Annotated in this window: 20 protein-coding genes and 1 other RNA gene; 15 read left to right on the plus strand and 6 right to left on the minus strand. The window is 42.6% G+C overall.

Translation table 11 applies throughout. The annotated features are described in order from the left end of the window. Genes ALT761_RS05325 through pspF form a run of 4 tightly spaced genes read right to left on the minus strand, consistent with a single transcriptional unit; the run spans position 1 to position 4,678 of the window. On the minus strand, positions 1-894 hold the full coding sequence (locus ALT761_RS05325; protein ID WP_013785057.1) for an ABC transporter permease subunit: 894 nt from the start codon (positions 892-894) through the stop codon (positions 1-3). Further along, positions 881-1,912, minus strand: a complete 1,032-nt coding sequence (locus ALT761_RS05330; RefSeq protein WP_013785056.1) for an ABC transporter permease — start codon at positions 1,910-1,912, stop codon at positions 881-883. Before ALT761_RS05330 ends, ALT761_RS05325 begins: the two co-directional genes overlap by 14 nt. After that, on the minus strand, positions 1,909-3,531 hold the full coding sequence (locus ALT761_RS05335; RefSeq protein ID WP_129737118.1) for an ABC transporter substrate-binding protein: 1,623 nt from the start codon (positions 3,529-3,531) through the stop codon (positions 1,909-1,911). The genes ALT761_RS05330 and ALT761_RS05335 overlap by 4 nt, the downstream gene beginning before the upstream one ends. Positions 3,532-3,535: 4 nt before the next feature. Further along, positions 3,536-4,678, minus strand: a complete 1,143-nt coding sequence (pspF, locus tag ALT761_RS05340) for a phage shock protein operon transcriptional activator (protein ID WP_013785054.1) — start codon at positions 4,676-4,678, stop codon at positions 3,536-3,538. A gap of 199 nt (positions 4,679-4,877) precedes the next feature. Here pspF and pspA point away from each other — a divergent pair, with 199 nt between their 5' ends. From pspA to maiA, 7 genes are all read left to right on the plus strand, one after another. Then, positions 4,878-5,561: a phage shock protein PspA gene (gene pspA / locus ALT761_RS05345; RefSeq protein WP_129737120.1), complete on the plus strand. Its 684-nt coding sequence runs from the start codon at positions 4,878-4,880 to the stop codon at positions 5,559-5,561. Between the two features lie 85 nt (positions 5,562-5,646). Further along, the gene (pspB, locus tag ALT761_RS05350) at positions 5,647-5,886 is read left to right on the plus strand and encodes an envelope stress response membrane protein PspB (protein WP_013785052.1); all 240 of its coding nucleotides are present in this window, start codon (positions 5,647-5,649) and stop codon (positions 5,884-5,886) included. Continuing rightward, positions 5,883-6,335: an envelope stress response membrane protein PspC gene (gene pspC, locus ALT761_RS05355; protein ID WP_129737122.1), complete on the plus strand. Its 453-nt coding sequence runs from the start codon at positions 5,883-5,885 to the stop codon at positions 6,333-6,335. The genes pspB and pspC overlap by 4 nt, the downstream gene beginning before the upstream one ends. A 221-nt stretch (positions 6,336-6,556) precedes the next feature. Then, a complete protein-coding gene (phhA, locus tag ALT761_RS05360; protein WP_129740567.1) occupies positions 6,557-7,360 on the plus strand; it encodes a phenylalanine 4-monooxygenase in 804 nt (267 codons plus the stop codon). Between the two features lie 179 nt (positions 7,361-7,539). Then, the gene (tyrR, locus tag ALT761_RS05365) at positions 7,540-9,096 is read left to right on the plus strand and encodes a transcriptional regulator TyrR (RefSeq protein ID WP_129737124.1); all 1,557 of its coding nucleotides are present in this window, start codon (positions 7,540-7,542) and stop codon (positions 9,094-9,096) included. Positions 9,097-9,303: 207 nt separating this feature from the next. Continuing rightward, the gene (locus ALT761_RS05370) at positions 9,304-10,314 is read left to right on the plus strand and encodes a fumarylacetoacetate hydrolase family protein (RefSeq protein WP_129737126.1); all 1,011 of its coding nucleotides are present in this window, start codon (positions 9,304-9,306) and stop codon (positions 10,312-10,314) included. A 105-nt stretch (positions 10,315-10,419) separates the two neighbouring features. Continuing rightward, on the plus strand, positions 10,420-11,076 hold the full coding sequence (maiA, locus tag ALT761_RS05375) for a maleylacetoacetate isomerase (RefSeq protein ID WP_129737128.1): 657 nt from the start codon (positions 10,420-10,422) through the stop codon (positions 11,074-11,076). 55 nt (positions 11,077-11,131) lie between these two features. On the opposite strand, the gene ALT761_RS05380 is transcribed toward maiA, so the two are convergent. Continuing rightward, positions 11,132-11,599: an Lrp/AsnC family transcriptional regulator gene (locus tag ALT761_RS05380; RefSeq protein WP_013785046.1), complete on the minus strand. Its 468-nt coding sequence runs from the start codon at positions 11,597-11,599 to the stop codon at positions 11,132-11,134. A gap of 194 nt (positions 11,600-11,793) precedes the next feature. Here ALT761_RS05380 and ALT761_RS05385 point away from each other — a divergent pair, with 194 nt between their 5' ends. Together ALT761_RS05385 and ffs are read left to right on the plus strand one after the other, a co-directional pair. Further along, positions 11,794-12,852, plus strand: a complete 1,059-nt coding sequence (locus tag ALT761_RS05385) for a Glu/Leu/Phe/Val dehydrogenase dimerization domain-containing protein (RefSeq protein WP_126871948.1) — start codon at positions 11,794-11,796, stop codon at positions 12,850-12,852. An 85-nt stretch (positions 12,853-12,937) separates the two neighbouring features. Beyond that, an RNA gene (ffs, locus tag ALT761_RS05390) (signal recognition particle sRNA small type) lies at positions 12,938-13,034 on the plus strand. A 54-nt stretch (positions 13,035-13,088) separates the two neighbouring features. On the opposite strand, the gene ALT761_RS05395 is transcribed toward ffs, so the two are convergent. After that, positions 13,089-13,376 (minus strand): late competence development ComFB family protein, encoded by a 288-nt coding sequence (locus ALT761_RS05395; RefSeq protein WP_129737130.1) that lies wholly within the window; start codon positions 13,374-13,376, stop codon positions 13,089-13,091. A gap of 158 nt (positions 13,377-13,534) precedes the next feature. On the opposite strand from ALT761_RS05395, the gene ALT761_RS05400 reads away from it, so the two are divergent. The 6 genes from ALT761_RS05400 (at position 13,535) to ALT761_RS05425 (ending at position 24,567) form a co-directional block, all read left to right on the plus strand. Next, positions 13,535-14,623, plus strand: a complete 1,089-nt coding sequence (locus ALT761_RS05400) for a tryptophan 2,3-dioxygenase family protein (protein ID WP_129737132.1) — start codon at positions 13,535-13,537, stop codon at positions 14,621-14,623. Between the two features lie 296 nt (positions 14,624-14,919). Beyond that, on the plus strand, positions 14,920-17,865 hold the full coding sequence (locus ALT761_RS05405; RefSeq protein ID WP_129737134.1) for a TonB-dependent receptor: 2,946 nt from the start codon (positions 14,920-14,922) through the stop codon (positions 17,863-17,865). 306 nt (positions 17,866-18,171) lie between these two features. Then, positions 18,172-21,069: a TonB-dependent receptor domain-containing protein gene (locus tag ALT761_RS05410; protein ID WP_129737136.1), complete on the plus strand. Its 2,898-nt coding sequence runs from the start codon at positions 18,172-18,174 to the stop codon at positions 21,067-21,069. A gap of 94 nt (positions 21,070-21,163) precedes the next feature. Further along, positions 21,164-22,084 carry a hypothetical protein gene (locus ALT761_RS05415; RefSeq protein ID WP_129737138.1) on the plus strand — a complete coding sequence of 307 codons (921 nt, stop codon included), beginning with the start codon at positions 21,164-21,166 and terminating at the stop codon, positions 22,082-22,084. Continuing rightward, complete coding sequence (locus tag ALT761_RS05420; protein ID WP_129737140.1) at positions 22,081-23,874, plus strand: putative 2OG-Fe(II) oxygenase; 1,794 nt, start codon at positions 22,081-22,083, stop codon at positions 23,872-23,874. The genes ALT761_RS05415 and ALT761_RS05420 overlap by 4 nt, the downstream gene beginning before the upstream one ends. A 6-nt stretch (positions 23,875-23,880) precedes the next feature. Then, positions 23,881-24,567, plus strand: coding sequence for a 2OG-Fe(II) oxygenase family protein (locus ALT761_RS05425; RefSeq protein WP_129737142.1), 687 nt, complete (start codon positions 23,881-23,883; stop codon positions 24,565-24,567). The last annotated feature ends 13 nt before the right edge of the window (positions 24,568-24,580 follow it).

Below are 24,580 nucleotides of genomic sequence, written 5' to 3' on the forward strand. Positions count from 1 at the left end.
TTAGTGGCTCACTCTTTTTCTGAGTGCAGAACGTAGACCGTCCCCCACAATATTTATCGACAACACCAATAAGAAAATCGCAATGCCAGGCAATGCCACATTCCAAGGGGCGAGGTAGGCCACATCAAGACCGTCGCCCAAAATTGCCCCAAGCTCTGCGAGTGGTGACTGCGCGCCTAAATTCAAAAAGCCTAATGCAGACACATCAATTACCGCAATCGATAGTGCCACAGTGCCTTGCACCACAAGCATTTCTGTCATGTTAGGAAGAATAGAGTGCACGAATAGTTGCCATCTATTTGCGCCGTCTAATTTCGACGCCATAATGTATTCTTTTTTCATTTCAGCGCGTACAAAGGTACGCGTACGGTGAACAAACTGTGGAATAAGTGCAAGCGTAATAGCCCACATACTATTGACCAACCCTGTTCCAAGAATAGCCACGATAATAATAGCAATAAGTAAGGTTGGAATGGCCATTAAGGCATCTAGCAAATGATTCACAATACTTGAACGCACGCCCCGTAACATACCCGCGAATGTACCTATGCTCACGCCAATCAGCATGGCTAGCACCACCATAAGAAACCCCGACCCTAACGTAGTGCGGCAGCCGTAAATGATACGAGAGAATACATCTCGGCCGAGGGGATCGGTGCCAAATAAATGAGTTATAGAACCACTGCTTTCCCAGCTAGGGGGAATAAGCAGCGCATCTATATTTTGTTCCGCTGGGTTGTATGGCGAAACCACCGGGGCGAACAGTGAAAAAATGATAAAGAAGCCAAGCAAAATAAGACCAACAATCGCAATGTGACTGCCACGGAAGGCTGCCCAAGTGCGTTGCCAGGGAGACGGATGAAACTCCTCTTCGTATAAACTAAACTGTGGCACGTTCGTACTTTTCTCGGCTAGGATCGATAATGCGGTTAAACAAATCGACCATAATAGTTAACGTAATAACGAGAGTTGATACCGCCAGCATTCCTACTCGAAGCGCAGGGAAGTCTCGTTGATAAATTGCTTGAATTAACCAGCTACCAATCCCTGGCCATGAAAATAAGGTTTCAACTATCATGGCATTGGTGATGAGCGTAGTAATTTGGATTGCCATTAAGGGCAATATAGGCAGCAATGCATTGCGAAGTACATGCCTAAAGAAAATTTGCCATTCAGATACACCTCTAGAGCGCGCGGCCACAATATAAGGGCGGTGAATAACATCAATAACCGAGCGACGGGTAATTCGCACCATTGAAGCGGTTGTTATTGCCCCTATTGCCAACGTAGGCAAAGCAAGGTGCGAAATAGCATCTCGGTAGGCAAGCCCATGATCGATATCCTCGGCCAGCATAATATCTATAAGCACAAAGCCAGTTACAGGTTCAATATCGAACAATAAACTAAGCCGGCCAGACAAAGGCGCAATATCAAGGTGTAAGCTAAAAAACAGGATTAGAATAAGTGCCAACCAGAACACGGGAAATGAATAAGTGGTAATGCTCAATGCATTAATAGTGTGGTCGGTAGTAGAGTAACTTTTTAGCCCTGCGTAATATCCCAAGGGGATACCAATGAAAAGCGCCATCAGCATCGCATAAGTGCTGAGCTCGATAGTCGCGGGCATGGCGATACCAATTTCTTCTCGAAGGGGCAGGCCTGACGCTAGACTGTAACCCCAATCGCCTTGTAGTAAAGACGATAAATAGTAAAAAAACTGTACTACATAGGGTTGGTCTAAGCGAAATTGACGCATAAGCGCCTCACGCTGAATCTCATTCTGCGGCACAATGCCGGTAAGGTTTTCTAGCACATCACCAGGAAATAGATACACCAATGAGAATGACATGGCGGTTAACACCAAAAGGGTTAAGATAAATAACACACCGTATCGCGATAATATTTGAATCACAGTGATTTACCTACTCCGCCAAATCTAACACCGCCAAAGGGGTTAATGGTCATGCCTTCAAGTTCATTTCTATAGGCTTGATAACGATAAGCGTGGGCAATAGGCACCAACGGCAATCGCTCGTAAAGCAGTCTATTTACCTGTTGATAGATTAGTCGCCGCGCTTCAAGGTCTTCTGTCTGCAAGGCTTTATCTAAGAGCTCGTCATAGTCGTTATCACACCACATGGCGCGGTTAGTACCAGAAGGTATGGCACCACAACTCAGTAACGGTCGGTAAAAGTTATCAGGGTCGCCATTATCGGCAGACCAGCCTATTAATACAGAGTCGTGTAGGCCTTCTTGCAAGTGACGTCTAAATGTCGCCCAGTCGTAACTAACGATTGTGGCGATAACGCCCACTTCCCGTAAATATCGTTGGATCAGCTCTGCCATTTTAGCCGCATTAGGATTATAAGCACGCTCAATGGGCATAGCCCATATGGTCATGGTAAACCCAGGCTCAACACCAGCGTTCTCTAGTAGCTTTCTTGCTAGTACAGGGTTGTAAGCCGTATCATCTGCATCGTTTTGAAAGGCCCAACTTGCGGCAGGTAGCAGTGTTTTCGCGCGGGTAGCACTGTCGAAATAAACCGCTTCTAACAACGTGTTTTTATCGATAGCCGCGGCTAATGCACGCCGTACATCGGGATTATCGAAGGGAGGGCGCTGGGTATTGAATGCCCAAAAACCAACATTCAAACCGGGCTTTTCAGCCAGTAATAAGTCGTCACGGGAGCGGATAATTTCCAATTCCGTTTGTGCAGGAAAAGCTGTAGCGTCACACTCACCGGTCATTAACTTAGCCAGCCGCAATGAGCTCTTTGGTGTGATGTCATAAATTAAGCGTTCAGCATTATCTTGCTCGCCCCAATACGTTTGGTGACGTTGGTAACGGATGTAGTGATCTTTGCGGTAGTTTTCGAATTTAAACGGGCCTGTACCAATAGGGTATTGATCAATACGATTAGGCAGACCTTGTTGTAACAATGCTTCACCGTACTCTTGTGACAACATCACCGAAAAGTCCGTGGCTAAATTAGCTAAAAAAGAACTGTCTCTGCGCGTTAATTTTATTTCTACCCTGTACCCGTTTAATCGCTTAACTGAAGCAATATTTTGTGCCAACCCTAAACTTTCAAAGTACGGATAGCGTCCGCCCGATACGTAATGGTATGGGTGTGAGGTAAGTCGCCACCTATCAATACTAAAAATGACATCATCAGCATTAAAGTTTCTGCTAGGCGTGAAATAGCGGGTGGTATGAAATTCAACGTCTTTTCTTAGTTGAAAGGTGTAGGTCAAGCCGTCATCAGAAACTAACCAGCTACTGGCCACGCTAGGTATAATACGGCCTGAATCAGGGTCGAAATCGAGCAACCTGTCATACAACTGATGCGATGACGCATCGGTTGTGGTGCTAGACGTATCTAACTGAGGATTAAACGTCACAGGGTTGCTTTCAGAGCAATACACCAAACCTCTATTATAAAATGCATGTTCATCTTGTTTTGAACAGGCCGCTACCAGTATTACCATAACAACAGTAAAGGCAGCGTAAAAAAGCGGTTTTACAGGCATTCAGTTAGCACTCCATCGATTCAGGTGAAGAGTCTAACAGGTTGTATTTTTTTAGATAACCTCGAAGTTGATGATAAGTGAGACTAAGTTTCTCCGCAGTCTTCTTCTGGTTAAATTGACTGTCGGACAATGCTTGCTTAATCATGTCAATTTCGTATTGCTGCGAGCGGTCTTTTAAATCAATTGGGTATTCAACCGTTTCGGGTTTTAACGACGGTAATACAGCAGGCGATGAGTTTGCCGCAGGTTCACTATTGGTGACTATGCCTTCTACATTAGCTGCAACTGTATTGGAAGGCACTGTTGGTTCTGCTTCAGATGTACTCGAGGTTCTGTCGTTGGTTTTAATACGAGAAGTTGGTCTGAATAAAGACTCAAAAGGGTCGAGAACAATATCGTGAACAGGTAAATGTGGGTTGTTCGTTCTATAAACCGCACGTTCAACCACGTTTTTAAGCTCTCGAATATTTCCAGGCCATTCGTAATCAAGCAAGGTGCGTTTTGCTTTTTCGGTAAAGCCGCTAAAAAGTTCCATCTCCATTTCTCTTGCCATACTAATGGCAAAGTTTTCAGCAAGCATCATGATATCTTCACGTCGCTCTCGTAAAGGGGGGATGGTAATAACATCGAAGGCGAGCCTGTCGAGTAAGTCAGCACGGAACTCTCCAGCGTCAGCTAAGGCCGGTAAATCTTCGTTTGTAGCAGCAACCAAGCGCACATCGGTTTTAACCGTTTTATTACCGCCAACACGTTCAAATTCGCCGTATTCTACTACCCGCAATAATTTTTCTTGGATTAAACCAGACGTGTTTGCCAGCTCATCTAGAAACAGCGTGCCATTATGGGCAATCTCAAAGCGTCCTTCTCGGCGCTTTGCTGCGCCAGTAAATGCGCCAGCTTCGTAGCCGAACAGCTCACTTTCTAATAAGCTTTCGTTAAGCGCGGCACAATTGAGCTTGACGTAATTTTGATCCCAGCGCTTAGACAGAAAGTGTAAACGTGCTGCTATAAGCTCTTTACCGGTCCCGCGCTCACCAATCACCAATACGGGTTTATCCAGTGGTGCTATTTGTGAAATTTGCTCTAGCACTTCTAGAAAACTATTCGCTTGGCCTAGCAAATTATCCTGCTGACGATACCTACTCATTAAATCCCTCAAATATTAGTCATTTCGACCAATTAATAGTGTAGAGTAAAAAAACTTGTTGTTCGAGCATTATTTAAACTAAACGAATATCTTTTAAAATTATCAAGTTAGGGTAATTTAAAAAACTGGCAAGCATATTGAATAGTCTTATTACAAGTTTATCTTGGTACAACCAGTTTTCGACTATGAGGTAATTATTATGGGTATCTTCTCGCGTTTCACTGACATTGTGAATTCGAATATTAATGCGCTTTTAGATAAAGCGGAAGATCCGGAGAAAATGGTCCGGTTGATTATTCAGGAAATGGAAGACACATTAGTAGAGGTGCGCTCAGCATCGGCTAAAACGTTGGCGAACAAAAAGGAAATTGTAAGCCAAATTAATAAATACGAAGCAGACGCTAACGATTGGCAGATGAAAGCGGAACTTGCGCTAAGCAAAGACCGTGATGATTTAGCCCGCGCAGCACTGCAGGAAAGAAAGAAATCAGCCGAAGCTGCTGAGACACTGACTAACGAGTTGACGGTTGTTGAACAGCAAATTAGCAAACTTCAGGATGAAATTGGTCAGCTTCAAGACAAGCTAGCTGATGCGAAGAGTCGTCAAAAAACGATTATCATGCGTCAGAAAACGGCGAGTTCACGCTTAGAAGTGAAACGCACGCTAGATAGCACCAAAGTAGATTCAGCTATGGGGCGCTTTGAACAATACGAGCGTAAGATTGACGACTTAGAATCGCAGGTAGATGCCTACGACCTAGGTAAGAAGACCTTAAATGATGAATTTGCAGAATTAGAAACCGGCGATAAGATAGACGAAGAGCTAGCAGCGCTTAAAGCAAGAGTGAAAGGTGGCACAAGTTCATCTTCAACATCAGAATAATAATTATAGGTAGCCTGCTTAGGCGTTAGATTTATAGTGTTGGTGCACTAGGCAGGCTAATCGGGGTTTTTTGGAGGTATTTACAATGGATGAAGGTATCATTGCAATGTTGGTAATGCCCTTAGTCATATTTATGATTTTTGTGGCACCGATTTGGTTAATTTTGCATTACCGTAGCAAAAAACAAGTCAATCAAGGTTTGAGTGTTGAAGAACAAGCTTCACTGCAATCACTTGCTGAACAAGCTGAAAAAATGAGTGATAGAATACAAACCCTTGAAGCTATCTTAGACAGCGAAGCCCCAGAGTGGAGGAATCGCGCATGAGAAATGGCAAGCAGCTATACCGTGATACAGACAACGCCAGAATAGCGGGTGTATGTTCAGGAATAGCGCACTACTTTGGTTTAGAAACTTGGTTAGTGCGAATTCTAGCCGTGACAGGCTTTTTCTTACTTGCAGGCCCATTCATGTTTGTTGCCTATATCGCGGGCTGGTTCATTTTAGATAAGAAGCCTTTAGGTGATGCTTCAGAAGAGCAAACTCCTGTGCATCAAAGCCGCGGCAAAGGATGGAAAAACACAAATTCTACATCAAGCAATAGTCGTCATAAGGTGGAAGTGAAAACAAAAGTTTGGCAGGCTGGTGAGCCACCTAAACAAGCATTTCACGATATTCGTAATCGCTTTCAAAAATCGGAAGTACGACTACGAAAGATGGAAACCTATGTGACCTCTAGAGAATTTGAACTTAACCGAGAAATCAGTAGATTGTAGTTAAGTAAGATTAAAACACATTCGCTAGAGACGCCCCGATAAATGCAAAACCGCTCTTCTTTAAGAGCGGTTTTTTGTATGTAAAGCATTATGTTATGAGGTTTTGTAAATAAGTTGTTACGCCTTGGCTACGCAGCAAGAATAGGTAAACACTTCCCGTTAGCGTGCATTTCATTAGACTAATTGACAGAAGTCAGTCACGGAATATGTCGAAAGCAGTTATGGCAAAATCTAGCGTTTATCAATCAAAAACCTCAGACAGCAAAGGCGTTATAAACTGGTCGGAAGAAGAGAATCAAACCTGGGCAGAGTTGTACGCCAGGCAGCTTCCGTTATTGAAAACGCGAGCCTGTAATCAATATATGGAAGGCTTGTCGTTACTGGCACTGCCTGATGATCGCATTCCCCAACTCCCCGATATCGATAAAGTGTTATTAGCACAAACCGGTTGGAAAACTGCCGAAGTTCCCGCACTCATCAATTTTGGCGAATTTTTTAGATTCCTAGCCAACAAACAGTTTCCTGTCGCAACCTTTATTCGCTCGAAAGATGAATTTGATTACCTACAAGAGCCCGATATTTTCCATGAGGTTTTCGGGCATTGTCCTTTACTTACGAATCCGGCTTTCGCGCACTTTACCCATACCTACGGAAAGCTTGGCTTAGCGGCTAGCAAAGAGGACAGAATCTACCTCGCACGACTTTATTGGTTTACGGTTGAGTTTGGGTTAGTTCGAAGTAAAGTAAATCCAGAAACGCTGGAAATTTATGGTGGAGGCATATTGTCTTCACCAGGTGAAACGCTATATGCATTAGAGAGCGGCGAGGCAATAAGGAAACCGCTTAAAGCGATAGATGCGCTACGAACTCCATACAGAATTGATATCATGCAGCCTTTGTATTACATACTTCCTGACTTTGATTATCTGTTTGAGTTGGCCGACATGGATATTATGAGCCTAGTGAATAAAGCGAAGGGACTTGGTTTATATCCCGCCTTATTCGACGCTAAAAAACAGGCTTAAGTTAACATTTTGTTACAGTGTAGCGTGATAAGGGGAAACGTTTTCATACCTTGCGCTGCGTGGAACCGCTTTAAAATCCGGCCTTTGAAGCGATGATTTGACATAATTAACTTGTTATCTTTTTGTAAAAGTGTGATATTGTGTACATATAAGTTTACAAGAGATGTGAAGTCACACCCATGCGATTAGAAATCAGTTGTCAGGACAGACTGGGTATTACTCAAGATGTGCTGGATATCCTCGTTACCCACGAAATCGATCTAAGAGGTATTGAGATTGATGAGACAGGTAAAATTTTTCTTAATTTTCCCAATATTGAATTTGCAGACTTCCAGCATCTGATGCCCAAAATTCGTCGTATCGACGGTATTTCTGACGTTAAAACGACGCATTTCATGCCAAGTGAAAGAGAAAAAACCCAGCTTTCTGCCATATTGCGCACGCTTCCTGATCCGGTGTTTTCCATTGATGCTCGTGGACAAATTTTATTATGCAACGAAGCAGTAACCTCAGGGTTAGAGCAGAGCGTCCACGATGTTGAAGGCATAGAAATAGGCGAAGTAGTGAAAGGCTTTAACTTCACCCGCTGGATGGATGGAAAGCTGCCTCGCCCTCAGTCTTCTAAGGTAAAGTTTATCCAACAAGACTATGTGGCTGACATGTTGCCTATTACCGTGCCTGATGGCGACAACAACATCATCATGGCCGGAGCGGTGGTCATTTTGAAATCGGAAATACGGTTAGGACAGCAGTTTAGTGTGTTTCATCAATCGCCCACTGACAGTTTTGATAGATTCATAGTGGAATCTCAGGCAATGAAACGGGTGGTGAGTGAAGCAAAACGGATTGCTGATCTAGATGCACCGGTTCTTATTTTCGGTGAAACAGGCACAGGTAAAGAAATGATTGCCCGCGCTTGTCATCAATCCAGTCGCCGCAGTGAGGGGGCGTTTTTAGCGCTCAATTGTGCATCGCTACCTGATAGTGTGGCGGAAACTGAATTATTTGGTTACGCACAAGGTGCTTTTAATCAACCTAATGCTAAAGAAGGTCTGCTAGAGCAAGCAAGAGGCGGCACACTGCTACTTGATGAGATTGCAGACATGAGTTCTCAGCTACAAGCCAAACTACTAAGGGTGTTAGAAGATGGTGAGTTTAGACGAGTAGGTGATGCGGAACCGGTTACGGTAGATGTTCGGTTTATTTGCACTACCTGTCGCGACTTAGGTCAACTGGTAGAAGAAGGTCGTTTTCGCAAAGAATTGTATTATCGCTTAAATGTGTTGAGCTTAGTGATGCCATCGTTAAAAGAACGCCGCCACGATATTGTTCCACTTGCCGAATCGTTTATTGCCCAGCACAGTACGAAGCTGGGTCGTAGACCGGCTAAATTAAGTAAGTCCTGCGTTGATTTTTTGCAGCAATACCCTTGGCCTGGCAATGTCCGTCAGCTTCAAAATGCACTGTTCAGAGCGTTGTCTTTGCTAGATGGTAAGGAAATAACCAAAGAAGATATTCAGCTTCCTAGTTGTGCCCCTAGTGTGACCTTTATCGATGAAAACTTCGAAGGTACATTAGACGATGAAGTGAAAAAGTTCGAAAAAGACCTACTGAAGCGGCTTTATCCTTTCTACCCAAGTACACGTCAATTGGCGAGAAAGTTAGGATTAAGTCATACCGCGATTGCGAATAAATTACGTGAGTACGGTATTAATAAGGCATCAATAAAAATGTAGGTTTCACTGTTTCGTTAAATTTACGTTGCCTTGCTTAGCTAATAAGGGCGGTACTTCAGTAGGAAGTACCGCCTTTTTTTGTACAACCAAGCTTACAGTGAAAATTATTGTCGTGTGCTCCTGACTTTTCATCTTGTTACGGGTGATGCATAAAGAATAATAAATGTTATATACGCAAAAGCGCTGGTCACAGAAAGGATCTAATTTATGAAACTAGCTACTTATAAGAACGATAGCCGAGATGGCCGTTTAATGTTGGTATCTAAAGATTTAACGCGTACCTGTTCAGTAGAAGATATCGCTCACACTATGCAGCAAGCACTCGACAGCTGGCAGGTTACTGCTCCGCAATTACAGATGCGCTATGAACAGCTCAATAACGGGGTAATAGAAAGTATTGAATTTGATGCTACTCGCTGTGAGTCACCCCTACCGCGCGCTTACCAGTGGGCAGATGGCAGTGCGTATGTAAACCATGTAGAGCTAGTAAGAAAAGCGCGAGGCGCTGAAATACCTGAAAGTTTCTGGAGCGACCCACTCATGTACCAAGGGGGATCTGACGACTTTATCGGCCCACGGGACGACATTATATTGCCCAGCGATGAATGGGGCATTGATTTTGAAGGTGAGGTTGCCGTTGTTACCGATGATGTTCCAATGGCCTGCACTGATGCACAAGCGGCAGAGCGAATTAGACTGGTAATGCTTGTGAATGATGTATCGCTAAGAGGCTTAATTCCAGGTGAGTTGGCGAAAGGGTTTGGGTTCTTTCAGTCAAAACCAGCCTCTAGCTTTTCGCCCGTGGCGGTAACACCCGATGAACTCGGGGATGCGTGGGAACAAGAGAAAGTACATTTACCGCTTCGTTCCACCTACAACGGTGAATTGTTCGGTAAACCACAAGCAGGTGAAGACATGACATTTAGCTTCGCTAAGCTGGTGTCACATGCAGCTAAGAGTCGTAATTTAGGCGCTGGCACCATTATTGGTTCAGGTACCGTATCGAACAAACAAGGTACTGACCACGGCTCAGCCATTGCTGAAGGTGGCCTTGGCTACTCGTGTATTGCTGAAGTGCGCATGATTGAAACTATCAGGGATGGAAAACCTACTACTCCCTTTATGCAATTTGGCGATCGAATTAGGATAGAAATGTTCGATAGTAACGGACAAAGCATTTTCGGTGCCATCGAGCAACAGGTTAAGCCTCTAAGCTAAACTTGATAAACGTAGGTTGAGGAGTGGGCGCATACGCTCGCCCTTAGCAAATTACGCTATTATTATAATAAGCAATACAACACACACGTAAGGCGGCGGGTATTTATGAGTTTAACTTTATACGGTTACTGGCGCTCAACGGCGTCTTACAGAGTAAGAATTGCACTTAATTTAAAAGGTGTAGAGTATCAATATGTGCCTGTGCACTTAGTCAATGAAGGTGGGCAGCAGCACAGTGCGCCCTATAAACAGCTAAACCCCGCTCAGCTAGTACCCACTTTGGTTGACGATGATGAAGATATTATTCTTAATCAGTCTTTAGCCATTATCGAATACTTAGATGAACGTTTTCCCTCATCGTATCAATTGATACCATCGCACAAGACAGAACGAGCAAGGGTAAGGGCGCTGGCTCAGGATATTGCATGTGACACTCAACCTTTAAGTAACTTACGTGTACTCAATCAGCTTAAGAATGAATATAGTGCCGAACAAGAAAGTGTAAACAAATGGGCGGCGCATTGGATAACGTTGAGTTTCGATGCCATTGAAAAGCGTCTACAAACCCAGGCCGGCAAGTACTGCTTTGACTTTGATGTGACCATGGCTGACTTGTGTTTGGTACCGCAGGTTTATAATGCGCATCGCTTTAATGTGGATATGACACAATACCCGCTTATTCAAAAAATAACAGACAATTGCAATGCATTACCTGCTTTTGAAAAAGCACTGCCTGAGAATCAGGTTGATAGCGTGCTTTAATGATGTGAGAAAGAAGGGCAGTCGATGGGCAGCAGGGCGTAGGTTTCAATGAAACCTACTGTCGTTTGATGGGTAGCTCAGTGGTGTTCTTCACTTGTTTTAACGCGAAGGTGGAGCTGACGTGATCAACCAATGGAAGGTGAGTCAGTTTCGTTTTAAGCAAAAATTCGTATTCTTCAATACTTTCTACAATCACTTTAAGCAAATAGTCTTTCTCACCGCTGGTGGTGTGGCACTCAACAATTTCATCAATGCTCTGTACCGCATTTTCAAAATCGGTGAGGGAATCACCATCGTGATTTTTAAGTGTGACATAAATGAATACCGACACACCAAGGTTGAGTTTTTTACTATTTAAAAGAGTGACTTTACCAATAATAATGCCATCGGCTTCCATCCGCTTTACACGTCGCCAACAGGGGGTATGGGACAACCCAACCTTCTGGCTCAACTCGGCCATAGAGACAGTGGCATCTTGTTGAAGTACTCGTAAAATCTCACGATCGAATTTATCTAATTTCATTGAACGCAGCTTCCGTCGTTTTTATGATGTTTATTATATAGAAAAATAAATTCTAGGATAGATATCCTAGAAAAATAGTATTCATACTTTGTGTATTTCACTTTACGAGGGCCGGTCATTAACTTAGCAAGGCGTGTCCTCTGGTTGTTGGGCTACACTTGGGCAAAATCCATCACATTATTAATAGGGAAAGTATGTCGGTTTTCGATCACATAGAGTTTGATAGTCACGAGCATGTCGCTTTTTATCACGATAAAGAAGCAGGCTTAAGTGCCATTATTGCCATACACAACACAAACCTAGGCCCAGCATTGGGTGGTTGCAGAATGTGGCCCTATGTAAGCAGTGCAGAAGCACTAACCGATGTACTCCGTCTTTCTAAAGGAATGACCTACAAAGCCGCGATGGCTAATATTGCATTAGGTGGTGGTAAATCAGTCATTATTGGTGATCCTCGCAAACAAAAAACGCCGGCGATGATGGAAGCCATGGGGAAATTTGTAGATTCATTGAGTGGCAAATATTTTACCGCAGAAGACTCGGGCATTTCAGTTACCGATTTACAAACCATGGCGACTCAGTCTGATTACATTGCCGGAGTAAACGCACAATACCACTACGCTGACGAACAGCCAGACGGTAATCCAGCACCCTCTACAGCTTATGGTGTGTTCGTAGGCTTAAAAGCCAGTGTAGAGCACGGATTGAATCGCAGCTTAGAGGGAGTAAGCGTAGCAATTCAGGGTATGGGGCATGTAGGGTATCGCCTTGCGTCACACCTTCATGCAGCCGGTGCAAAGCTCTATGTTGCTGATATATTCCCCGAAGGTGTTGAAAAGGCCGTAGCAGAACTGGGTGCTACGGCGGTAGCGCCTGAAGAAATTTTAGGGCTGGACGTTGATGTACTAGCACCTTGTGCATTAGGTGCGGCAATTAATGACCAAACATTACCCATGATTAAAGCTAAGGTCATCGCTGGCGCGGCGAACAATCAACTCGCACGTGAAGAAATTGGTGATATGTTAGTCGAACGAGGTATTTTGTACGCGCCTGATTATGTAATTAACGCAGGTGGCATTATCGATATCTTCCATCAGCGTATGGAAAAGAGCACTAACGCAGCGCTACGCAAGCATATTGAAGACATTGGTACGACGCTAAAAGAGATTTATACCCGTGCTGATGCCCAAAAAGCAGCCACAAATCGTGTGGCAAACATCATTGCAGAAGAGAGATTTTCGTTAAAGGGTTGAAAGTTATCGGGCAAGTAGTCATAATGCGCCCCGCGCTTAAGACTGCTGACGCCTGTTAGCATTTTATTCGCTTTCTATGGTGGGCTTTTGGTCCTCCCGCAATGATACTCTGTGAACTCGGTCAGGCCTGGAAGGGAGCAGCCGCAGCAGACGACTCATGTGCCGGGATGTGGCTGGGAGCCCGCCACCCAATTTACTCCTCCCGTATTCTTGACCTTACACATCCTTGTATGGCGTTACTCTGCTTTCTCGTTTACCGACGTTTTATCTGTGTCGTCTAAATATTTCATCGCATTATCGATAGCATACGTAACATTCATCTCCATTTGGTTTCGTTCACTCTGGGGAAGATAAAATGCCATATCGACTTCATAGCGGATGTAGCGTGGAGGCACTTGGTTTAGTGCCAAACAGCATAAGTCAGCTAAATAATCAGGACTTTTAGTATTATCCAGCCCAAGTTCTGTTACACGTTGTAATACAAGATGTTCGTAATAATTATGAATGTCATCATCAAGCTTCATATTTGTGCCCTAATTTAAATTTTAACGCGATGTTATTTTTTATGGGTATGTATATTTTTAATAACGCCCCTAGATAATTTATAGCCTGTATTTTGTCGATGTCGAGTTAGCGATGTTAGAATTTCTTTCTGTACATAACGACGATAAGAATAATCGGCATGAAAAAAGATATAGAACCCTGCTATTACGGTGATTACCTCGCGTTAGATAAAATACTTGGCGCACAAAAGCTTCAAAGTACCAAGTACGGTGAACCTGCTCATGAAGAAATGCTATTTATTGTAGTGCACCAAGTGTATGAGCTATGGTTTAAGCAACTGTTACACGAACTTAATGCGGTTATCGACACATTCAATCAAGCAGCAGTAAAAGATCAGCAACTCACTTCAGTAGTACATAGGCTGCACCGTGTTATTCAAATTCAAAAGCTGATGAACGACCAAATAGGTATTATGGAAACCATGACGCCTCAGCAGTTTCTTTCATTCAGAGATTATTTGGTTCCGGCCTCAGGCTTTCAAAGTATCCAGTTTAAGCAACTTGAAATTTCATTAGGCCTTAAACGGGAATATCGTATCGATTTCGATAAGCAAAGCTTTTATAACCGATTAAGTGATGATGATCGTAGCTTATTGGAAGCGTTAGAAGAAAAGCCAAGCTTGTTCGAATTAGTGGATAAGTGGTTGGCACGTATGCCACTACTTAAAACCGAGGATTTCCACTTCTGGGACTACTACCGAAAAGCAACAGATGAAATGCTTAACGATGACAAAGAAACCATAGTAAAAAATGCGTTTCTGTCTGAAGTAGAACGTAGACAAGAGCTTAAAGACTGGCAATCGACCAGAGAGAACTTTGACGGGCTATTTAATCATGATACGTATGAAGCCCTTCTTAAACAGGGTAAATTTCGCTTATCTCATGAAGCATTATTGGCGGCTTTATTTATAAAGCAGTATTCAGAAGAGCCTGTTTTTAACCTGCCTTTCCAACTTATTACCGCACTAACAGAAATTGATGAACAATTAACGTTGTGGCGCTATCGCCATGCCATGATGGTACAACGAATGCTGGGAACAAAAATAGGAACTGGCGGTTCATCTGGCCACCATTATTTGAAGAAAACGACGGAATCTAACAGGGTGTTTCTAGACTTTTTCAACATGGCTACGTTCCTTTTACCAAAAAGTTCACTTCCAGAACTGCCTGAATCGGTGAAACGACGCTTAGGCTTTTATTTACAATAGACGAAAAATGCGACATTTCTGCATTTGCGACGAATGTAATTCGTCGCAAATGGGGAACTTCGTTAATATCCCCCAAAGCCAAGCCACTCAATAGATTGCGTGTAATTTCCCTACTTCACGCCCATGCCATTCATCGTAAAAATTTTCATTTACGCTTGCTTTACCCCCTTTACATATGTCAATTATACTTTCGGATAATCATAAAAATCCGTATAAATAACAATTGTTTAGATTATCTTTATGGTTTTTTTAAATAAAGTTAAGACTAACGAAAACACACATCCAGGGAGTTATACATGCTTCAATATAAAAGAAGTGCAGCGGCTTTTGCCGTAGCGCTCAGTCTTGGTGTTTCGGCACCAGTATTTGCAAACGACACAAATGGTTTTATTCAAGGTAATACTGCAGAAATTAGCGGTGCAGAAATTAGTGGCGTTACTGTAACTATCACTAATGTTGATACAGGTCTGGTTCGTACAGTTACCACAGATGCTAACGGCGATTTTCGTTTCCCATTGTTACCGCCAGGTATCTACAATGTGGTTGCTGAGAAAGACGGCTTTCGTAACACCATCCAAGAATCTGTAAAAGTTAGTATTAGTGGTAAAACTAACTTAAACATGAAACTTGCCGGTGATGATGTTGAACGAATCGAAGTAACTGGTTCAACAATCGCCATGGTAGACGTAACAAGTTCAAGCACAGGTATTGTGGTAGACACTGTTACCCTTGATAGAGTTCCTGTTCCTCGTAACTTAACATCAGTTGCGCTATTGGCACCGGGTACAACCCAAGGTGACTCAGCGTTTGGTGACCTTCCTTCCATTGGTGGTGCATCAGTTGGTGAGAACGGCTACTACATCAACGGTCTAAATATTACTAACTTCAGAACGGGTGTGGGTTCAAGTGAGCCACCTTTCGACATGTACGAAACCTTTGAAGTTAAAACCGGTGGTTACTCAGCTGAATACGGCCGTGTAACCGGTGGTGTGATAAACGCTAAAACTAAGAGCGGTAGTAACGAATTTAAAGCGGGCGTAAATGTTTACTGGGAGCCTGATGCACTTCGTGAGCAGAAAAGTTCTTACAGAAGAACAACTGACGGCAATTACCGCATTGATAATACCGGCGATGAAAAAGACTCGTGGGATGCAAACGTTTGGGCAAGTGGAGCGCTAATTGAAGACAAGTTATTCTTCTATGCTCTATTTAACCCACGTTCTGTTGAAGAGAATTATGTTGGTGAACAACAGGTATTGAGTGATGGCTTATTTCAGAATGGATATACTGAAACTGATGAAGATGCATTTTGGGTAGCGAAAGTTGATTGGTATGTTACTGAAAACAATATCCTAGAAGTGACAGCGTTTTCTGATGAACGCTCTACAGAAATTGAAACTTATGATTCAACTGATGGCGTAGTCACTACTGACCCAAGAATTGGGTACGAAGACGAAGGTGGTCTGAATTACACGGCGAAATGGACCAGTATCATCAATGATGATTTCTCTATCTCTGCCCAGTACGGTGTGAACAAGCAAGACCGGACCGTGCGCAGTGAGTTAGATGCTAATCCAGTAGCATACTTTACTTACGATAGTACTGGTGCTTTTGTTCCAACAAGCACGTGGGCTGGTTTTACTGTTGAGCAGGGGGACGATAAACGCGAAGTGTTCCGTATTGATGCTGACTGGTATATTGGCGATCACTCTGTACGTTTCGGTTATGATTACGAGAAGCTTACAGCAAGTAGCTCTACTATAAATTCAGGTGGCGCTTACTACCTTTACTACGTAAATGATGACGATCCTGCAAACGAAGAAATCTACCAAGTACGTCATAGAGATTACGAAGTTGGTGGTGATTTCGATTCAGAAAATATTGCTTTTTACGTGCAAGACCAATGGCAAGTAACTGATAACTTGGTTATTAATGCCGGTATTCGTAACGACTCGTTCGAAAACTTCAATGCTAACGGCGAAACTTTCGTAAAACTTGATAACCTATGGGCACTTCGTTTAGGTGCGGTATGGGATGTTCGAGGCGATGGCGAAACGAAAGCATGGGCAAGTTTCGGTCGCTACTACCTTCCAGTTGCAGCCAACACGAACATTCGTTTAGCCGGTGCAGAAACCTATACACAAGAATATTATGAGTTCGACGGTTATGCCGATGAATCTTTGTTTATACCCAATCTCACGGGTGATAAAACTCAACCTGATGATATTTTTGCAAATGGTGAAGCAAAATCTCCTGATGAGTTAGTGGACCAAAACATTGATGCAATGTACTCAGATGAATTTATTGCTGGTTACCAATTCCAGTTGAACGACGAGTGGAGCATGGCAATTCAAGGTACTTACCGCGAATTGGCGACTACTGTTGAAGATGTTGCAATTGACGCCGCGGTTATTGAATGGGCTGCAGCAAACGGTTACGGCGATGTATCTGATATCTGGACTGGTTTCCACCAATACGTATTAACTAACCCTAATGTTGACATGCGTATCGGTACCACTGAATTACCAGGTGCTAACGGCGAATTAGTATTTATGGACCTTTCAGCCGAAGATTTACGCTACCCAGATTCAGTGCGTAAATACGCTGCGGTTGATTTTACCTTCCAACGCGCTTGGGATGGCGTTTGGATGTTGAATGCTGCCTATACGTGGTCGCACAACTGGGGTAATAATGAAGGGTATGTTCGTTCTGATAACGGGCAGGACGATGCTGGTTTAACAACTTTGTTTGACCAACCTGGATTATTAGATGGCGCATATGGCGACCTTCCTAACGATCGTCGTCATCAAGTTAAAGTGTACGGCGCGTATGCGGTTACTGAAGACCTAACGTTAGGTGCTAACTTGCAGTTCTGGACAGGTAAGCCAATTAATGCATTTGGTTACCACCCGACAGATATCTTCGCACAAGCATATGATTCTGAATCTTTTTATGCCGGTGGCGAACTTGCCCCACGTGGTTCACGCGGTCGTACAAGTAGCTACTACTCAATTGATGTTTCAGCGTCTTATAACATCGATATTGGCGATGACCAAACATTGGTCGTTCGTGCAGATGTATTTAACGTGTTAAACAACGATAAAGTGACAGAGGTTTATGAAATCTATGACAGCGAATCGTCATTAGACCCATTAAACCCAGATGTAGATCCTAACTATGGAACGCCTACACAATGGCAAACTCCTCGTTATGTTCGCTTTAGTGTGAACTATACGTTTTAAGACCTAATGCTAGGGAAGTGCGACTTATCGCGCTTCCTTAGCAGTTTATCTTAATGTGGTTGGAAATTGAGCAGTTTTGGAGTCGTTAACGTAATATTAATGTAAATTGTAAGTAAATATTTACAGGAAAAGTAAAAAAACTTAAAAAAAGTTGAACTTTTAATTATTCCTCTCCCGATCTAAGTTGACCGTTTACTCATGTTGTGTTTATTATCTGAGTGAGGCATCGACCTTACTAATAATAATTCGTTATAAACGATTTTAGAAACACACACTAATAAAATTAGTGGTCCAGGGAGACAACACATGTTTACAAACTCTAAGCTGGCTAAGTCAGTGAAGCTCGCTTGCGCGTTCGGCGCAGTGTCAACGATAAGTTATTCTGGCGCTGTTACTGCTCAAGAAGCTGAAGAAGAAGCAGCTGCAATCGAGAAAATTGCAGTAACAGGTTCACGTATTCGTAAAGTTGAATATGCTTCAAACGCTCCTATCGCGACAGTAGGCGCAGAAGAATTTGAATTATCAGCAACGGTTAATACAGAATCCCTTCTTAACACAATGCCTCAGGTTATTCCTGGGCTTGACCGCTCTTCAAACAACCCTGGTGACGGAACAGCAACAGCTGATCTTCGTGGTCTAGGTGCACAGCGTACTTTGGTGTTAATCAACGGTAAGCGAGTTACACCTACAACCTCTTCTGGTGTTGTAGACATTAACTCCATCCCAACCGCAATGATCAAAAACGTTGAGGTACTAACAGGTGGTGCATCAGCAGTATACGGTTCAGACGCCGTTGCAGGTGTAATTAACTTCATCTTGAAAGATGACTTTGAAGGTGTTGAAACTTCAGTCGGTTACGAAGTAACCGAAGAAGGTGACGCAGGCATATGGAATGCTGATTTCACTATCGGTGGAAACTTTGATAACGACAAAGGTAACGTCGTTTTCAATATGTCATACACAAGCCGTGATGATCTTTTCCAAGGTGATAGAGACTTCGCTGTAACCGCTCTTTTTGATGACGGAAATGGTGGTTTAGAGCCAGGCGGCTCATCAGGCGTTCCACAAACTGCTATTTTTTCTGGCGGATTTGCTGACTATTCATCAAGCACTGGTATTATCTTTAATCAAGATGGAAGTATCCGTCCTTTTGTTGATTCAGGTGATACAAACGATTTCTATAACTATGCTCCAGTAAACTATATTCAAGTTCCACAAGAGCGTCATCAAATTTCTGCACTGGGTCATTATGAAATCTCAGACACTATGGAAGTTTATGGTAGCGCTATGTTTACTGATAGCAGCGTACCAACGCAGCTAGCTCCAACTCCAATTTTCCAAACCAGTACATTTACGCTTGACGGCAATCCATTTATTTCTCCTGAAGCTCAGCAAATTATCTCTGATGGTATCGGCTTAGGTGTAGACACTGATGGCGATGGCATTGATGATGAAGGCAGTGCTTTATTACGTCGTCGTTTAGAAGAAGTGGGTAATCGTCGTTCTGAAGACTCGTTTACATCTTATCAATTACAGGCAGGTCTTCGTGGATTCTTCGGAGATTCAAGCTGGGGATATGATGTTTATTACCAGACTGGTACCGTGCGTAATGCAAATGCACAGCTAGGTAACGTGAATCGCTCACGCTTTGACCAAGCTTTATTGTTAGCAACTGATGAAAATGGCGATGTAATCCTAGATGCAGACGGCAATCCATCTTGTGCCGATAGTTCAGCCAATGGTTCAACGTCAGCTTGTGCACCTTTAAATATCTTTGGTGAAGGTAATATCTCTGAAGAGTCTGCAGAATTCTTACGTACAGCTGTATCTTCAACGGCGACCTTTAATCAGAAGCTCTTCGGTGCTTCTGTATCTGGCGACACGGACGGATGGTTCGAACTTCCTGGTGGTCCAGTAGGTATTTCATTTACCTACGAGCATCGTGAAGACGACTTTGAATTCCTTCCTTCACAAGATTTAGCAGCAAGTACAATTGCTGGCTTTAATGGCTCTCCGGCTGTTGAAGGTGGATTTAAAGTTTCAGGTTTAGCTACTGAGATTTATTTACCAATCTTTGTTGGCGAAGAGTTTGCTGAGTTACTTGATATTGAGCTTGCCTACCGTACTGAAGATTATTCTACAGCAGGAAATGTATCTGCATATAAAGTTGCAGGTAGCTGGGCACCAATAGAAGAGTTGCGCTTCCGCGCTGGCTTCAATACTGCCGTACGTGCACCTAATATCTCTGAGTTATTCAGCCCACAGAGCGAAGGTTTCCCTAGTGCAACCGATCCATGTGCTGGTAATGCGCCAGACAGCTTTAAAACTGCCGCTGTTGAAGCGCTATGTATCGCAACAGGCGTACCTGCTGATGTAGTTCATACAGCAGCTATTAACCCTGCCTCTGGTCAGGTTCGTTCTTTAAGCGGTGGTAACCCTAACCTTGTTGAAGAAGAAGCTGAAACACTAACAATCGGTTTTGTTGCAGATGTTTCTGAAGAAGTATCATTCAGTTTAGATTATTTTGATATCGAAATTGAAGATGCTGTTTCATCTTTCGGTGGTGGTACCAACAACATCTTAGACACATGTTATGACTCTGCAAAAGCAGGTTCAGGTCTTGGCGGCGACTTCTGTAATGCGATTAATCGTCGTGCAGATGGTACTATCGACTTCGTTGAAGCCGGTACTCAAAACGTTGCATCAATCACGCTTAAAGGTTATGACTTAATTGCGTCATACGAAACAGAAATGTTCGGTGGCGATGTGTCTATACGTTATTTAGGTACATACACTACAGAAAGCGATTTCTTACCATTTGATGGTTCTCCAGACCTTATCGAGTGTGCTGGTGAGTTTGGTGCTAACTGTGGTGAGCCTGTTCCTGAGTACAAGCATAGAACAACGTTCACTTACTCTGCTGATGACTACACAGTTCAGTTATTATGGCGCTATGTAGGTGAAGTGAACGATGACGATGATGGTCAAGACTTCACTGTAGAAGAAATTAGTGCCTTCAACTACTTTGATCTTTCAGGTACATACTACTTAACGGAAAACTTCCGCGTAACAGGTGGTGTAGATAACTTGTTCAACAAAAAGCCTCCTATCCTTGGCGGCAATGACGAGCAAGCTAACACTTGGCCTGCTACCTATGATGTTTACGGACGTACATACTACGTAAACTTCCGCGCTTCTTTCTAAGAGCCGCTTGATGTAAAAGAGCCCCCTTATTGGGGGCTTTTTTGTTTTATATAAGCAAAGTTGAACTAAGCAGCACTAACGTATGAGTGTATCGATGTCTAAAGAAAAAAATGAGTGGGATACTTACTGGCAGGCCGCCGACGCCGATGGAGAAGTATTTGTTGGAGAAAAAGGTGAAAAAAATAATGTCTTGAAGTCATATTGGACAGATATTTTTTCAGCATTTTCAAAAGATGACTTAATTGTTGATATAGCGAGTGGTGCAGGCTCGATTTACCGAAGTATCGATTATTCAGCATTTGACCATTTATACGCGGTAGATGCTTCTAAGCCAGCGTTAGCGTCGCTCAAACGTGACTTGTCCTCTATTAATATTATTGAACAAGATATCAGTGAGCCTATATTAGGTTTGAGTAAAATCAAACGTATAGTAAGTCAGTTTGGGATAGAGTATGGCGGTGTAGCATCGTTTGAGGCTGCTATTGGTCAGATAGACAATGGCGGAAGTATTCATACAGTTAGCCACATAGAAGACAGTACGATACAAACAAAGCAAAAGCATCAACTCTCTGGTATCGCATTATTACACGATAGTCGTTTTTTTTCAGTTTCAAAGTTATGCGTACGCAGTATATTTGACAACGATAAGGCTGAGATAGATAAGCACACATTGCAGTTTAGAGCTATCGAACCAAATGTAAGAGGCTTTTCGAATCAACACCCTCAAACGCTCACAGCGCATATATTAAACGCTTTTCAACAAATGATGCAGCGGCTTTCTCGATTTGATAAAGAAGAGGTGCTGCTATGGCTAGATGAATCTGAGCAGCAGAGTTTTACTATAAAAAAAAGGGGCGAAGCTATTGTTGGAGCGGCTTTGAATCAAGAGAAAATTGATCGTATTGAAAAGCTTTGCGAGCGCAATAATTTCACCGCTTTTGAGGCAAAAAATGTTTATGGTGATGCTCAAACACAGCCTATAGGGGTAGCGATTAGCGCGAAAAAATCAGTATGAATATTATGCAACAAGTTATTGCTCTAATTAACGCACAGCATTATAGCAAAGCGGAAGTGATACTGAGTCGTTTACTTGACTCGGGCAATGATAAATCGGGTTTATTTCATAGATTGCGAGCAAGTTGTTTCTACGGCCTAAAGGACTATAGCGGCGCAATCAAAGAACTAAGCAAGGCAGTAGAACTCGGAATGACCGATGGAGAGGTTTTTTTAAATCTTGCCAGGGCGAAACTAAACCTGAATCACGTGCAAGCGTCATTTAGTTATTGCTTACAATCTCTCGAGTGTAACGATAAGTATTATTCTCATACAATTTATTTCATTTACAGTAAGTTACTGCAGCGAATCGATACCAAACGTTTATCAGAAATTACGCCACTATTGATAGACCATAACGTAATAAATGATAAACATATAAATGCGTTAGTTAATATTTATATAGCGTTAAATAAGTTTAGGTTAGCGGAAATCGTATTTAAAACTATAACGGATTCCAACACTTCACAAGTCATCCTCACAGAAGCCATTTTACTGCGCAAAAAAGGGAACCCAGATGCCGCTATCGCGCGTTTGACCTCGATAGGCGATTGGAAAACCAATTACGCTGTTTGCCATCAAGTTGGAAATTGTTTATCTGACAAAGGTTGTTTAGAAGATGCATGTAATCACTATTTATTAGCAACTAAACTGAACGACCAATATCATCATAGCCACTATAATTATGCAGATCTGATGTTTCAGTTGGGCTTTAGCGAAGGTATGTTTGAAACTTATTTATCGCTAGCAAGCACTAAAAGGTTCACGGAACAATCACTCTATGATTTCTTGAATTATTTACTGAGAATTAACAAATTTGATGACGTTCTTCATTACCTTGAAACGTTTGGTGATATTTTAATCGTATCGAGTCGATTATATCTTCAGAGTGAAGCATACCGCTTAGCTAATAGATACGAAGAAGCACTAGATTGCGTTAGGGAAATAAACTTAGTCGAACTTACCAATGATGAAAGGTGCCAATTATCCCAGTTTTTGCTCTCAAGGGATGAGTGTACACTGGCAAGCCTTTATATCTCTACTACGCTGAATAACGATAGTGAAAACCAGTGGGCTATCGCCTTGAAGTTGTTGTTAGATGACCTTGGTGAAAATGCGATAGCAGCCTCATCTTCATATGAAGGTTATATTTACCAGTCTTTTATTTCTCCCCCTGATTCATTTGCAACGTTGAAAGATTACTTCATTGCGCTCACCGCTGAGTTAACAAGTATGCACTCATCCCAAGTCAGCCCAATCAACCAAACTGTTCATGGTGGTACACAGACTCAAGCAAATCTATTCCAAAATCCAAATTATTTGATACAACATTTGAAATCAGAATTCGAGCGCGCAATACGAGAAATGCTGCAAGGAGTAAAGGGAAAAAAGTTGCTATATGATGGTTTTATTATAGATGGCAGATTAGACAATACAGGCTCTTGGTCAGTAAATATAAAATCTGAGGGCTATCATAACGATCACATTCACCCGATGGGCCAGCTTAGTACTGTCTGTTATATCCATCTGCCACCATCTATATCGAAGACCAATGGTGGAATTCGCTTTGGGCAGCCACCATTTAGGTATTTATCTGATACAAAAGCATACGAAATAGAGCCGGTGGTTGGAAGAATTTTAGTCTTTCCGTCGTGTTTTTGGCATGGCACAAATCCCTATAAAGGAGAAGGTTCGCGACTCACTGTAGCGGCTGACTTTACGGTGGTAAATGAAATCTCAACTAGAGAGTAAGTTAAAATGGATCAGCTAATAAACCCTAACCTTGATATTGCACCGTTAAAAGAACAATTTTCACTCAATAGACGAATTCGTGTGCCAGGTTTTTTAGATTTACAACGTGCTCAAAACCTTTTTTCTACATTAAACAAAATAGATTACAAAACTGCATTATATATTGACGAAAAAAATGTAACATTTTCAGGAAAAGAGTTAAGCGCGCTTTCTGAAATTAACAAAAAAAATATGAACGAAAAAGTTATTCGAAACGCCGCTGAAGGTGTTGGTTTCGTATACGGACGCCACTTTATAGATGAGCATTCACCTTTGAGTGACTTTTTGAAGTGGCTAAATTCTGAGAGCACACTTCGTTGGGCCAGAGAGGTCAGTGGCGCAAATGATATAGTGTCAGCAAGCGCTCAAGCCACTCGATATGTTTCAGGGAATTTTCTGACAAGACATAATGATGTGGTTGCACAAGAGGGGCGCAGAATAGCTTATGTCATAAACCTTGCACCAAAATGGCACCCTGATTGGGGAGGTTTGCTTCAATTCTTTGAACCAGATGGTACAACGACTGAATCTTGGTCACCTGAATTTAACACTTTGAGCTTATTTGATGTAAAACACATTCATAGTGTGACTTATGTCACGCCATTTGCCAAACAGCCTCGATATGCCCTGACAGGTTGGTTTAAAGCAAAGTAAAAGCACGGTTTAT

This window comes from Alteromonas sp. 76-1 (assembly GCF_900654235.1).
GTDB lineage: Bacteria > Pseudomonadota > Gammaproteobacteria > Enterobacterales > Alteromonadaceae > Alteromonas > Alteromonas naphthalenivorans.

Coding starts and splice junctions, on each gene's coding strand:
- ALT761_RS05335 (WP_129737118.1), bottom strand. CDS start 3,531: ATGCCTGTAAAACCGCTTTTTTACGCTGCCTTTACTGTTGTTATGGTA.
- pspF (WP_013785054.1), bottom strand. CDS start 4,678: ATGAGTAGGTATCGTCAGCAGGATAATTTGCTAGGCCAAGCGAATAGT.
- pspA (WP_129737120.1), top strand. CDS start 4,878: ATGGGTATCTTCTCGCGTTTCACTGACATTGTGAATTCGAATATTAAT.
- pspB (WP_013785052.1), top strand. CDS start 5,647: ATGGATGAAGGTATCATTGCAATGTTGGTAATGCCCTTAGTCATATTT.
- pspC (WP_129737122.1), top strand. CDS start 5,883: ATGAGAAATGGCAAGCAGCTATACCGTGATACAGACAACGCCAGAATA.
- phhA (WP_129740567.1), top strand. CDS start 6,557: ATGGCAAAATCTAGCGTTTATCAATCAAAAACCTCAGACAGCAAAGGC.
- tyrR (WP_129737124.1), top strand. CDS start 7,540: ATGCGATTAGAAATCAGTTGTCAGGACAGACTGGGTATTACTCAAGAT.
- ALT761_RS05370 (WP_129737126.1), top strand. CDS start 9,304: ATGAAACTAGCTACTTATAAGAACGATAGCCGAGATGGCCGTTTAATG.
- maiA (WP_129737128.1), top strand. CDS start 10,420: ATGAGTTTAACTTTATACGGTTACTGGCGCTCAACGGCGTCTTACAGA.
- ALT761_RS05380 (WP_013785046.1), bottom strand. CDS start 11,599: ATGAAATTAGATAAATTCGATCGTGAGATTTTACGAGTACTTCAACAA.
- ALT761_RS05385 (WP_126871948.1), top strand. CDS start 11,794: ATGTCGGTTTTCGATCACATAGAGTTTGATAGTCACGAGCATGTCGCT.
- ALT761_RS05395 (WP_129737130.1), bottom strand. CDS start 13,376: ATGAAGCTTGATGATGACATTCATAATTATTACGAACATCTTGTATTA.
- ALT761_RS05400 (WP_129737132.1), top strand. CDS start 13,535: ATGAAAAAAGATATAGAACCCTGCTATTACGGTGATTACCTCGCGTTA.
- ALT761_RS05405 (WP_129737134.1), top strand. CDS start 14,920: ATGCTTCAATATAAAAGAAGTGCAGCGGCTTTTGCCGTAGCGCTCAGT.
- ALT761_RS05410 (WP_129737136.1), top strand. CDS start 18,172: ATGTTTACAAACTCTAAGCTGGCTAAGTCAGTGAAGCTCGCTTGCGCG.
- ALT761_RS05415 (WP_129737138.1), top strand. CDS start 21,164: ATGTCTAAAGAAAAAAATGAGTGGGATACTTACTGGCAGGCCGCCGAC.
- ALT761_RS05420 (WP_129737140.1), top strand. CDS start 22,081: ATGAATATTATGCAACAAGTTATTGCTCTAATTAACGCACAGCATTAT.
- ALT761_RS05425 (WP_129737142.1), top strand. CDS start 23,881: ATGGATCAGCTAATAAACCCTAACCTTGATATTGCACCGTTAAAAGAA.